Below are 13,636 nucleotides of genomic sequence, written 5' to 3'. Positions count from 1 at the left end.
TTTCATAAAGGAACACCTTCAACTTTCTTAATCTCAGAAAATAAATAATAATTAGGAATACCGTCCAGTTCCAAAGCAATCCGACAAAACGCATAATCTCTAAAATTATTAATATATATTTCTCTATATGCCGTTACATTATTATGTATCGGTATAGCTACCTCAACACTACCTGTACTTGTTATAATTGCTCGTTTTGACTTTGTACAAACTGTCTGACTATTTACTTTCGAAGAAGTACTAATAAATCCTCTTGCAAAAATTACCTTCGGAGCTACCTCTTTCATTGCAGGATTCAATGTAACATCTGCTCTCAATACAATATTATCCCCTTCCACATTAACAGAAAAATTACTAATGTTATAATAAGGCTTTACTTCCAAATCTCTCTTTACATTAGATGATATATTCATATAAATACTATCATAGCCTAATCCATTTCCCAAAGAATTAAAATCAACAAACTCAAAAGGATATTTTGTATTATTCAATGTCAACCAATAATCTCCCTCAAAAATCAATTGCTGAAACTTTCCATTTTCATCAATTCGAACAACTGTCCCATCATCAACTTTTCCAAAACCTTTTTGAATCAATTTTAATACCGGACGGCTAGGATTCCCATCATAAAGAAAACTTTCCCCATTCGTTACTAAATTACCACTAAATACAATAGACGGTGCATCATAATTATCATATTCGCAAGCTGAAAACAGGCAAATAAGTAGAACAATAAGACTTAATATCGTCACATTTTTCATATTTTTAATCTTTTAATGATTTGGATTTTTTTCAACATATGGATTCCCACTATTCATTGGATAAGTTGCATAATACATCTTCTGGTCAAAATAAATCGGTGATGAACGGAAATCTAACTTGACTTTACGATACAACCATTTTCCATCTATCGATTCTCCCGGTGCATATATTTTATAAGGCCATAATCCAAATAAAACAGCAGTCGGACTATCCGGATCATTATCCCATACCTCATCTGCAATCCTCCAACGTTTCAAATCGTTATACCGATGATCCTCAAATGCAAGTTCAACCTTTCTTTCCGATACTATTCTATCAAAAGTCAACTCTGCATCAGTAATGGCAAACGACTCTCCTCCTGCCCGTTTACGAATCTGGTTAATACAATCCAGAGCTAATTGACGCATATTTATATCTTTATATGTAGTTATTCCATTTTTATCTAAATAAAAAGCGGCTTCTGCTGCATTCAATAAAACTTCCCCATAACGGAAAACAATATAAGGAACTGTGCTCGAACCACTTGCCTCTGAACCAGAAGCTGTATCAACAAACTTTCGGATTAGAAATCCTGTATGAGAAACATTTGTACTTGTTCTGTGGGGGCCCTCAGTTCCTGTCATTCGAACGCCATTATAATAACCTTTAGTAGCATCCAAATAGTCATCCATTATTTGTACCGATTTAAACTCAAACTTATCTCCACTTTTCACAGCTAATCCAGCTTGAAAATCCAACGCATTTCCTCTAAAAGAACTTCCTGGGTATAGAATCGTAGCACTTAATCGAGGATCTCTGCCTTTGAAAATATCCTCTGGATTATCATATATTTTATAATCATAAGTAGAGGTATTCATTCCCATTGATTCTACCTGAATATCTCCATTATAAGGATTTATACTCTCCAAACTACGGGTAGAAACATTTTCGTAAGATTCCACAAGATTCAAAGTAGGGCTGATTTCGGAGCCTGATTTAGGGGACGGTTTCATGGCTCGACAAATAGCCCGGCTTGTAAAATAATTAAGGAAATTTTGACCATCATAATCTTTACTAAAAATAATTTCTGGATTTGCGGCTTTTTTAAGGAACAAATCAGTGTAGTTTAAAGCTAAATCCGCATTTACCTTGTATAAAGAATATTGCTTCATCTTCTCTAACTCCCAATAAGCATCCAGGCATTTCTGCAGATATTCATTCGCTTTGCTTTTATCAATACCAGTGACGCCACTTGATAAAATAAGCCCTTTCGATAAATTTTTATCATAATTATAAGCAATAGTTCCTGCATACAGCATAGCTCTACATTTCAGAGCTAACGCACTCCCTTTGGTAGCACGAGTTGTAAGAGCCGTGGAAGCCAATGATAAATCATCCAGGATTTCATCTAACTCTTTACAAATAAAATCATATACTTCTGATTCTTTATTTCGAGGCCGAGCTAATGTCAATGGGTTTAACGTATACTCTTGTACCTCCTCAATAATAGGCACTCCTCCCATACGAGAAACCAATATGAAATACACAAAAGCTCTAATATAACGAGCTTCTGCTAAAAAATACTTTTTATAGATTTCTGGAATGGATGCAGAAATATCCGTCTGTAAAGATTGAATATGGGAATTAATGTAACGAATCAAAGTATAATCATAAAATTGACGATAATCCTGGTTCTTATTTGCAGCCGATGCCCAATAAGCACTACTATTACATGCTTCATCCCAACTGGTCAAGTCAAGAGATTGATCATCTATTGTAAAATCTTGCGGATAATTCAATCGAGAATACAAATTTGCAGCAACACTACTAATAGAAGCAATGGATGAATAAGTTTGGCTTGTACTCATTGCACTTTTGTCCTCTTGTGTAAGCCAATCTTCACAAGAACCGAATATAAAAGCAATTAGAGATATAAATAAAATTTCGATCTTATTTTTCATAATGACTGACTATTAAAAAGTTAAGTTTACACCTATTGTAAAAGTACGATGTTGAGGATAATCCCGTCCGTTTGTTGTCGATATTTCCGGATCAAACCCAAATTTCTTCATAGAATCCCAACAAAATAGATTACTTCCTTCAAAATAGAGCCTCAATTTTTGGATATATGCTCTCTGTGTCCATCTTTGTGGTAAACTATAACCGACAACTAAATTCCTCAAACGCAAATAATTAATCTCTTTTGTATAAAAATCATCATCACTTCGGCTAGAAGGATTATATGTCCTTAACGCAGGAAAATCTCCAGGAACCCAAGGGGATGTCGGGTCAAAAATATCTTCATGATGCCATACATTCAGATTATTATAAACATATCCATTGACAGCTCTCGACGCTCCCCATTTTAATCCCCAGTCCGGAACAAAAGTATTCATAAAGCCTCCAGCAAAATCGGCAGCAAAATCAATACCTCTCCACTCAAATCCGAAATTAATACCCAATGACATTAATGGATTCTTATTTCCTCCTTCAGAACCAGTAGCCCAAGGCCAATCTACAGAAGCATACCCTAATGGTCGTTTATCCAAATCATCTATAATTCCATCGCCATTTACATCTTTAAAAATCAAATCACCAGGGACTAATGAAGTATTATTATTTCCATCAATGTTAACCGGATAATTATCTATTTCGTCTTGTGTTTGAAATACTCCAATAGTCTCCCACATCCAAACACGTCCTTGAGTAACATTAGCCCAACGATTACTTTGACTCCACCTATATTTATCAATAGCATTTAGAAATAGTTCTGAATTTCTTTTTCCATTCTTTTGTCTTGCCAAAGTAAAATTTACACCAACAAAATAATTAAAATCCCGAATTTTGTCACTCCATTTAATAAATCCATCAACACCCACATTTTCATTTGAATTTAAATTCTGAGCCATAGCTGTCATACCGCTTTCAAGGGGAAAAATCAAATTATCCGGAATAGCAGCTATACCATCTATTTTTCTTTTAAAAAGGTCAAATTCTGCAGTCAATTTATTATTAAAGAAACCCAAATCAACACCTATATTCAGAAGAGAAGCCGTCATCCATGAAATCTGGTCATTTGGAACAGGCCGTATATTCGTTCCATAAAGCATTTCTCCTACACCACTATTAATTGGGTCTGACGGAATCAATGATGTTCCTTCTCCATAAGTATATCCAGGCAAAAAATCAAAATCGGCGGTTCCCACATTATCATCACCCATTTCTCCATAAGAAACTCTAAATTTAACATTAGAAAGCCAATTTGCTACCGATGACTCCTTAAAAAAATCTTCTTCAGAAATACGCCAAGCTCCTGAAACTGAAGGGAAAAATCCCCAACGATTTCCTTTAGGAAATTTCCAACTACCATCATATCTACCCGCAAAATCTATAATATATTTCTGTTCAAAATCATATGAAGCCCGAAATACAAAACTTGCTGTTGATATAGTTCTTTTCGTTTCCCCTGTAGCATTTATTTCATTTGTTGTCATCAAATCAACAAAAGGATTTGAAACTGGGTTTTGACGTATCCATAAAGAATTCTGGTCACGCTGATAAAACTCAAAGCCAACAACGCCTGTAATATGATGTTTATTATTGAATATATTATCATAATTTAGCAAAAACTGCCCTGTAATATCCTCCATATTCTCTCGGTTCCTGGCTCGTTCTGTATCTTTCTTCTCATATTTCTGAACATAATCCATAGCCTGTTTAGAAGGAACCCATTCATACGAATATTCTTTCCATCCTTTAGCATTATTATTTTCAATATTATTGGCATAATAGTAAGAAAAAAGAGCATTAAACTTTAACCCTTTTAACGGAGTCTTATATTCAAACGTAATATTATTTCTTATTGTCCTCCAAGTTTTATCATAGGTTCCAGCATTATCTTTCGTAAAAGCATAAATGTTACGAGAGCCATCATTCGTATTGTAATACTGTAAATAAAGAGGATTATTATTTGCATAAGGCCTATAGATAGGTTGCAATTCAAAGAGTGAACTGGCAACCGCATCATAGGTAACCGCGGGATTTATATTCTTTTCTATTTTTCCATAACCTTGATATCCAATTTTAACATTTTTATTAATCTGAATATCAAAATTGGCTTGAAGATTGGTCCTATTATAATTAAATTCTTTTAAAACAGCATCTTGATCAACATGAGAAAGAGACACATAATAAGAAGCTTTATCAGACCCTCCAATAATACTGGCATTAATATAATTTTGTGGTGCAGCTTTATCTATATATTCTTCCCACCAGTCATATCCCCGATAATCTTCTCCTGTCTCAGGATTATAATACCCTGATTTATACTTTTCCAATTCAGCTCTAGCAGCTTCCACTTTTTCTGGATTTGTATAATCAAAAGACTTGATTCCATCATTGACTTCTTTCATATAATTTATATAAGACCACTCATAAGCATTCAACATTTCCGGATATTTTGTCCATTGCTGCCAACCTGTATATGCATTGACACTTACTTGTGCTTGCTGATTTTTTTTACCTCCTTTTGTCGTTACAAGAATTACTCCATTGGCTGCTTTTACTCCATAAATAGCAGCAGATCCATCTTTCAACACTGATATATTATCTATGTCATTTACATCTATACTATTAAAAGCATTCACATCACTTATAATACCGTCAATAACATACAGAGGTTCCCCCATATTACGAATCTGAAGATTTGTTCCAGCTCCTGGAAGTCCAGACTTCTGACGAGCCGTAATACCCGCAATCTTTCCTACTATTGCACCAGAAGTCGTCGTAGATGTACTACGAATAATATCTTGGCTCCCAATAGTAGAAACAGCAGCAGTCACACCTCCTTTTCGTTTGGTTCCATAACCGACAACAACTACTTCATCCAACTCGCTCATGCTCTCCAAAAGTGTGACATTTACCTTACTTCTGTTTCCTATCTTTATTTCCTGCCCCACATAGCCAAGATAAGAAAAAGACAAAACTGACTCAGCTTGTTGTACCGTAATTGTAAATGCACCTTCCATATTCGTCATTGTCCCATTATTTGTTCCCTTCTCTATAACGCTAACACCTATCAAAGGGACATTATTTGTATCAACAACAACACCTTTCACCAAAATTTTCCCTTCTTGAACAATTCCAATAGAATAGGCGTACACAAAATCCAAAGAAAAAAACAACATTAATAAAGCATGTATCCATATTCTGTTATTCCGTCGTATATAACCGCAATTGTCTTTATCCATAATGTCAGATTTAAATTTATTGAATAATAATTTTTTGAGACAAAGAGAATTCTCTACCCTTTATTTTTAATATATATGTTCCAGAAGGGACTTCTCCAACCTTCATAGTATATCGTACAGGAAGAGAACCAATCTTTTCAACAGCTACAATATGTCCTCCCAAATCACAAATCTCCATTATATAATTATCTGACGATACAATTGGAATATCGATACATAAATCATCATTTTTTCTAACTGGATTTGGATAAATACAAAATGTATCCTGATTTATACTCTCAAAATCAGTATCGATATCTTGCCCATAATTAGCAGACTGCATTTTCGAATAAATCGTATTTAACCTTTGCCGCTCCTGCCACGACATTTTCTCCACTTCTTCCAAATCTGGTGTTCCAAATGCATCTTTAAAGCGGAACATAGGATCAAGATGTGCTGCATAATTCCAATTCAGCGTGGTCATAACACCATTCATTCTGCGTGGAATTGTAACTCCAAATGCTTCTAACTGCAGTCCTTTTGCCTGTCCAGGATAAAGAGAACCATCCCAATTCATTGATTGCTTGGTATCGTGAGCTGCTATACGAGCCACATGTAAATAATGTTCATTACCTGTCTCTAGATATAAACGATAATAAGCAAAAGAAGACCAAGCAAATCCCAAGTCTGCAGCAGCATGTCCAATGGCAATTAGTTGCTGTCCAACTATACTTCTATCTTTCGGGAAACTAGTATTCTCTGTTCTATCACTCTCAACAGGGATTTCAAAAGAATATACCCAACTTTCAGTATAAGTAGCAGCTTGCTCAGCGGCTTGTAACCATTTAGGGTCTCTCGTCAAATCATATAAAGAAAGAAAAGCATATAAGGCTTTTTGTCCAGAAGCCCCATCTATTGTCTGTGGATTATCAACTACACATGCTACATAACAATATTGCTCATGAATATTCCTATAACAGAACTCACCAGCCTTTAATGCAGCAGTTTTATATAATGGATCGTTTGTTGCAATATACAACTCGACTAAATAACGTACAGCACAAATCGTCAAAAATTTATTATAATTTCCTACAGGATGTTTACCTTCTGGAGTTATATAATCATGGTTATATGTAAAATAATAACTTCCATCTTCATTTTGATTCTCCACCAGCCAATTACCAAATTTTTTACAGGTATCCAGCCATTGAGGCCTATCAATATTGTTACGCTTAGCAAAACACCATGCAGCAATAAGACTTTCCATTCCTCCAGTAGTTACATGCATATCGCTTCCTATCCTCCAAGTTCCTTTATTCCCATTTATTCCCGGATCATACCATGTACGTGGATAACCTAACTTCGAAAGACAATTATTCGCCCAAAAATTAAGAACAGACTCGCCCTTGACCTGCACCTCATTATCCACTTTCTCAACTCCCTCCCTAAAAAGATAATAACCAGTAGCAATCTGCATTCCGACAAATCCCATTTGGTATGTAATTCCCTGAGGAGTAAAATCTTCTAGACTTACCTGAAAAGGAAATCCCGCAGCATCATATATACCTCCTTTATCAATCGAAGGGACATAATATTTCAACAAAGTCTCAATCAGCCCGTCATATGCTGAAGAAAGATCTACATCATAAACCTTGGGATTATAAAGATCAAAAGCATGATTCCATGTATTTTTTACAGACGTAGCATAATCCATAGTCGTAGAAAAAACAATCTCTAAATTATATTGCTGCTTAAGTCCTTGCTTAACTGGGTGGAAACGGATACCCCGGCCATTCTTCGTCTCTGCTTCAGAGCCTGGATATATAAACGTCGTATATATAATATTGTTTTCTTGCTTCACTCCTAAAGCTCCATACTGATAATTCTCATTTATACGCATTCCGTTAGCATCTGCAACAACTGTTTGCGGGTCTGAATCTTTATGCATTATAGAAACTGTAGTTCCTGTTTCTGGATTTCTAAACATTACTAACGGCAAAGTAATACGGTCTTCTCTATAATAAAAGTAAGTATCTGTTGCCTGAGGTATAGTTTCCGGAATATTGCCAGCAGTTGTAAAATTTGCTTTATACCAAACTCCTGGTATAAAATATTCATTTTCAGTAATTTTATTACAATTTTTATCGGTTTGAAATCCAAAAAGAGAATTGAAATATGAATCTACGCTTGCTGCCGAAACAACTTCTAAACTACGCTGTAACTCGAAAGTTCCAGAACCTTTTGCTATATAAATATCTTTAATAGCAAACTCAGAACCTCTTTCCGTCTTTATTACAGCTTGACAAACCAATTTATTTTGGTCAATTTCATACGCATTATACTTTCCAACGACTTTTTTTTGCTTTACTTCTAAATGTACAGGAAAACCAGGCTCCAAAGTCGGAATCTCCGTATCATTATAAATAAAAGATATCCCAAATTGATTATTATCTACAGAAATTACTTGAAGAGTTACATTACCCGACTTTAAATATGAAACTTCTTGTGCACTGATTATCCCCATATTAGCAGTAAATAAGATAATAATCCCCAAAACAATGTTATTATAAATCTTTACACGCATTTTCCCGGCATTTAAATATGATCATCTTTTTGGTTATTAATGAAATATGATATATTTCATTAATAACCAAAATATTAATATGTATTTTCTATTTTACAAAGATTTTTGTAAGATTCCCATTTACATTAACAACATATAATCCTGTTGATAACGAAGTAGTATAAGATGATGCATCTGTAGTTACTGATTTTATCAATCTTCCATCTATAGAATTTATTTGAATATGATTGTCAACTCCCAACATATTTTCTACAAAAAGACTACCATTTGTAAAAAATACCTTACAAATATTTTTATCTGTTGTAGCTACTTTTGTTGTTTCATTAGATGATAACTGGAACCCTCGAAAAGCAGGCCAATCTTTCACATTTTTCAATTGAATTACATTATTATAATCTGAATACAGCTCGACTTCAAATTGATATGTAGCATCCTCTCCCACTATAGCTGATGGAAAAAGCACTAACTGATCCGTAAACTGCCCATTTACATTAAGGTCAACATAAGCTCCAAGTTCATCACACCAACCTATCCCATAATATAACATAACGGTATATACAGCATCTTTCGAAACATAAATATCGGTAAAATCAATAGTACTACCTGCCGTAAATTCTACACAATCCAAATTTCCTCCGAAAAGTTGAGAGCCTGTACTTTCATAATCGGTACACTTTGCATAATAAAAATGGTCTAACCAAAAATCTGGAGTTTTTGACTCTTCTCCATAACAAGTAACCTGAGCTGTTACTTCTAAAGAAAACAACACCAATAATAATCCCAATGTTCGTAATAGTAAATTTTTCATGATAAAAATTTTTTAGAATTAAATAATAAATGATACTACGAAGAAATAAAATATAGAATATAAAGGCCGATGATTTCCGTTCAAAAAATGGTAGTTTCAATTCTCAATGCCTAATTGACGAGATATTACATTTTTTTGAATGGATAGAGCAAATCCAAGTTTGGCATAAACATAAAAACTTCTGTATTTTTACATTTTAAATTCTAATATTACTTTCCCATGAAATGCAAATTAACCTTTTTTCTATCTCTCCTTATTTCAATACCGTTTTTCTATACGGCTTTAGCTCTTGAAAAACAAGACTATTATTTTAGACGACTAAATACAGAAAATGGACTTTCTCAAAACACCGTGTTATCTATTTTACAAGATCAAACAGGATTCATGTGGTTTGGGACAAAAGATGGTCTAAATCGGTATGATGGAAACTCTTTTAAAGTATTCAAATATGACGAAAAAAATCCCCAAAGTATAGGGAATAACACCATTTGGTCTTTATTACAAACTCCAGATGGCAATATATGGGCTGGGACAGACAAAGGTATATTCATCTATCATCCCCAAAATAATTCTTTTACATTTTTCGATACAAAAACCGAAAATAACGAATACATAAAAGACTTGGTTTTAGATATGAAAATCGACCCATCTGGAAATATATGGATAGCATCCAATAATCTTTTCCGCTTTTCTACTCATACAGGGAAACTCGAAACGATTTTATTCCTTGACCGAGCTCATACTTCTCCTTTAGCTCGAATATGGTCCATTAACATAGATAAAGATAAACAGGTATGGATAAGTATATATCATGGAGGTATTAAGAGATATAATCCTGTTGAAAATAATTTCAAATCCTATACAAGAGATTCCTTTGGTACAAACTTTAGTACAAGTCTCACTTCTAAAACTGTCAATATACATAATAATTACTTATTGGTAGGCTCTTTTAATGAAGAACTAAGAATCATAGACAAAACAACAAATGAAATTTATCCATTTTATCTTAATGATAGAAAAGAAAAAAAATTATTTGTACGCGACATGGATATATTTTCTGACGGGAACTGTTGGATTGGAACTGAATCCGGACTTTACATATACAATATAAGAAATAAAACGACAACACATCTCACCCATAATACTTATGACCGATATTCCCTATCTGATAACGCTATATACTCTATGTATGAAGATAGAGAAGGAGGAATCTGGATCGGTACCTATTTTGGTGGGGTAAACTATTTCCCTCGTCCTTATACTTTTTTTAAAAAATATTACCCAATTAAAAATCAAAATTCGATATCAGGAGAACGTGTAAGCGGGATTTGTGAAGATTCATCCGGAAATATTTGGGTTGGAACCGAAGATGCCGGACTTAATAAACTCAATATACAAAATAATAAATTTGAAAGTTTCTCTCCTTTATTAACCCCAAATACAATCAATTACCACAATATACACGATATAATTATTGATGGAGAATCATTATGGATAGCAACATATAGTCATGGGATAAATGTGTTGAATCTCAAGACAAAAGAATGGAAGTATTATCAAAAAGGAGATCAAATAGGGACTTTAAATAATAATGATATATTCGCTCTTTTCAAAGACAGTTCACATAGAATATGGGTCGGGACTTCTACTGGAGCATTTCTATATGACCGAAAAAATGAAAAATTTATATTCCAAGACCAAATAGGACTACATTTCATTTCTGATATTATCGAAGATTCTTTAGGACAAATATGGTTCTCAACATCTGATGTAGGAGCATTTCGTTTCAACCCAAGAACAAAAGAATGTAAACTATATTCTTATGACCCATCAAATCCCCATTCAATTTGTTATTACAAAATCACAAACATGTTTATAGACAGTAAAAAAAGAATATGGTTTGCATCCGAATCAAGAGGTATTTGCACATTCGATGAAAAAACAAAACAATTTGTCAGATATGGTACAAAAGATGGATTTATAAATGATGTTATCTATAAAATATTAGAAGACAACAACGGAAATTTATGGCTATCAAGTAACAGTGGTCTAATGAGATTCAACCCTGAAACAAAAGCAATCCGTTCTTTTACACAAAGCAACGGATTGCCAGGGAACCAATTTAACTCCAAATCAGGATATAAAGATAAAAGTGGAAAAATGTATTTCGGATGTTTAAATGGATTAGTTACATTCAGACCCGAAGAATTCAAATCAAATGATTCCATTCCTCCTGTAACTATTACTAATTTTGAACTATTAGACAAAAATAAAGGGCAAAATCGATTCTATTCTTCCCCAATTACCTTAAATTATGACCAATCTTCCTTTAGCATAGAATTTTCAGCTCTAAGCTATGTCGCTCCCGAAATGAATAGGTATGCTTATAAAATGGTTGGGCTGGAAAACCAATGGAACTACATAACATCTGCTCAAAAAATTACCTACTCAAACCTATCCCCCGGAAAATATATTTTTTATGTAAAAGCTTCTAATAACGACGGCTTATGGAATGAAAAAGGAGATTTTCTTGAAATTACAATTCTTCCGCCTTTTTGGAAAACTTCATGGGCATACTTTACATATATTCTAATTATCCTAATTACCATTTTCTTCATTTTCAGATATTACAAAAATAAAATAGAAAGCAGAAATAAAAATCAACAAATACTTTATGAAAAAGAAAAAGAAAAGGAAATATATGACTCAAAAATAGAATTTTTTACAAATGTTGCCCATGAAATACGTACTCCTCTTACTCTAATAAAAGGACCACTGGAATATATAATAAAAAATGATGTCGACAAATCAGAATTACAAACGAACTTAAACATTATGGAAAAGAACACTACCCGGCTACTATCTCTAATAAACCAATTGTTAGATTTTAGACAAACCGAATCCAAAATATTCAGTTTAAAATTCATAAATACAGACATCAATGAACTGATAGAGGAGATCTACACACGCTTCATGCCATTAGCCAAACAAAAAGATTTGCAATTTTGTATAACAAGACCTAAAACAAAAATATATGCAGATGTCGACAAAGAAGCTATGATAAAAGTTATAAGTAACCTTTTCTCCAATGCTATAAAATATGCTCAAAAATCAATCTGGATAGAATTAAGTAACTCTGAAGAATATTTTAAAATCTGTATAAAAAATGATGGGGACTTAATCCCTATAGAACTCAAAGATAAAATTTTTGAGCCATTTTTCTATCAAGTAAATGAAAACAAAAATAAAATAAAATCAAGTACAGGAATTGGCTTAGCTCTTGTCAAATCATTAGTAGAATTACATAAAGGAAAAGTCTTTCTTGACGTAACCGAAAAAGATATGAATACATTTATTGTGTTATTGCCTCAAAAACAAGAAAATACTCTTGGCTCAAACAATATGAACATAAATAATACAGCTTTTAAATTACAACAAACTTTCTCCAATAACACTAATCAAGAAAGCAAATGTTGTTATTCCATTTTAATCGTCGAAGATGATGAAGATCTTTTACAGTTCATCTCTAAAAGATTAGAATATCAATATACAATATATAAAACAACAAACGGCACAGAGGCAATAAAAGTATTACAAAAAAAACTTATTAATCTGGTTATAAGTGATATTATGATGCCCGAAATGGACGGATTTGAACTATGTTGCAAAATAAAAAAAGATACTGAATTCAGTCATATCCCTGTAATTCTATTGACCGCCAAAACGAATGTACAAAGTAAAATTACTGGATTAGAATGTGGTGCTGATGCATATATTGAAAAACCATTTTCAATAGAGCACTTACAAGCTCAAATTCATAATATATTTGATAATCGAAAAAAAATGAGAGAAGTATTCGCTAATTCACCATTTACTCATACAGATAATATCGCTTTGACAAAATCTGACGAACAGTTTCTTAATAAACTCACCGATGTCATATATAAAAATATATCTAATCCAGATTTTAATGTAGATCAATTAGCTGAAGGATTATTTATGAGCAGGTCCAGTTTACTTCGAAAAATAAAAGGTGTGACGGAATCTACCCCCAATGACTTTATTCGACTGATCCGATTAAAACGAGCTGCCGAAATATTAAAAGAAGGTGAATACAAAGTCAATGAAGTTTGTTACTTAGTAGGATTTTCTTCCACATCATATTTTTCTAAAGTTTTTCAAAAACAATTTGGGGTTTTACCTAAAGACTTTGTAAAAAAGAATAAAACACTATATTAATAATATATAAATAAGACATGATTTATATTTAAAACC

6 protein-coding genes are annotated in these 13,636 nt (G+C 33.1%); 1 reads left to right on the top strand and 5 read right to left on the bottom strand.

Going from position 1 to position 13,636, the window contains the following annotated elements; all coding sequences use genetic code 11:
* Positions 1–2 precede the first annotated feature (2 nt).
* The 5 genes from BN2628_RS13055 to BN2628_RS13035 all read right to left on the bottom strand — a co-directional run bounded on the left by BN2628_RS13055 (position 3) and on the right by BN2628_RS13035 (position 9,361).
* Positions 3–761 carry a DUF3823 domain-containing protein gene (locus tag BN2628_RS13055; protein ID WP_044224530.1) on the bottom strand — a complete coding sequence of 253 codons (759 nt, stop codon included), beginning with the start codon at positions 759–761 and terminating at the stop codon, positions 3–5.
* 12 nt (positions 762–773) lie between these two features.
* Positions 774–2,702: a RagB/SusD family nutrient uptake outer membrane protein gene (locus BN2628_RS13050; RefSeq protein ID WP_257606484.1), complete on the bottom strand. Its 1,929-nt coding sequence runs from the start codon at positions 2,700–2,702 to the stop codon at positions 774–776.
* Positions 2,703–2,714: 12 nt separating this feature from the next.
* Entirely contained in the window at positions 2,715–5,990 is a 3,276-nt protein-coding gene (locus BN2628_RS13045; protein ID WP_052431362.1) for a SusC/RagA family TonB-linked outer membrane protein, read from the bottom strand.
* A 16-nt stretch (positions 5,991–6,006) separates the two neighbouring features.
* Positions 6,007–8,553 (bottom strand): T9SS type A sorting domain-containing protein, encoded by a 2,547-nt coding sequence (locus tag BN2628_RS13040; protein WP_044224536.1) that lies wholly within the window; start codon positions 8,551–8,553, stop codon positions 6,007–6,009.
* 88 nt (positions 8,554–8,641) lie between these two features.
* Positions 8,642–9,361, bottom strand: a complete 720-nt coding sequence (locus tag BN2628_RS13035) for a hypothetical protein (RefSeq protein WP_021931924.1) — start codon at positions 9,359–9,361, stop codon at positions 8,642–8,644.
* Between the two features lie 219 nt (positions 9,362–9,580).
* On the opposite strand from BN2628_RS13035, the gene BN2628_RS13030 reads away from it, so the two are divergent.
* On the top strand, positions 9,581–13,600 hold the full coding sequence (locus tag BN2628_RS13030) for a two-component regulator propeller domain-containing protein (RefSeq protein WP_055097608.1): 4,020 nt from the start codon (positions 9,581–9,583) through the stop codon (positions 13,598–13,600).
* Positions 13,601–13,636 lie beyond the last annotated feature (36 nt).

Origin of the sequence: Gabonia massiliensis, assembly GCF_001403595.1 — a bacterium.
In the GTDB taxonomy this organism is placed as follows: domain Bacteria; phylum Bacteroidota; class Bacteroidia; order Bacteroidales; family Coprobacteraceae; genus Coprobacter; species Coprobacter secundus.
The sequence above is the reverse complement of the archived record's forward strand: the minus strand, read 5'-3'. Positions and strand labels throughout refer to the sequence as shown.

What these genes read in the sequence shown, in the direction of transcription:
- BN2628_RS13055 (WP_044224530.1), bottom strand. Translation starts at nt 761, where the DNA reads ATGAAAAATGTGACGATATTAAGTCTTATTGTTCTACTTATTTGCCTG.
- BN2628_RS13050 (WP_257606484.1), bottom strand. Translation starts at nt 2,702, where the DNA reads ATGAAAAATAAGATCGAAATTTTATTTATATCTCTAATTGCTTTTATA.
- BN2628_RS13045 (WP_052431362.1), bottom strand. Translation starts at nt 5,990, where the DNA reads ATGGATAAAGACAATTGCGGTTATATACGACGGAATAACAGAATATGG.
- BN2628_RS13040 (WP_044224536.1), bottom strand. Translation starts at nt 8,553, where the DNA reads ATGCGTGTAAAGATTTATAATAACATTGTTTTGGGGATTATTATCTTA.
- BN2628_RS13035 (WP_021931924.1), bottom strand. Translation starts at nt 9,361, where the DNA reads ATGAAAAATTTACTATTACGAACATTGGGATTATTATTGGTGTTGTTT.
- BN2628_RS13030 (WP_055097608.1), top strand. Translation starts at nt 9,581, where the DNA reads ATGAAATGCAAATTAACCTTTTTTCTATCTCTCCTTATTTCAATACCG.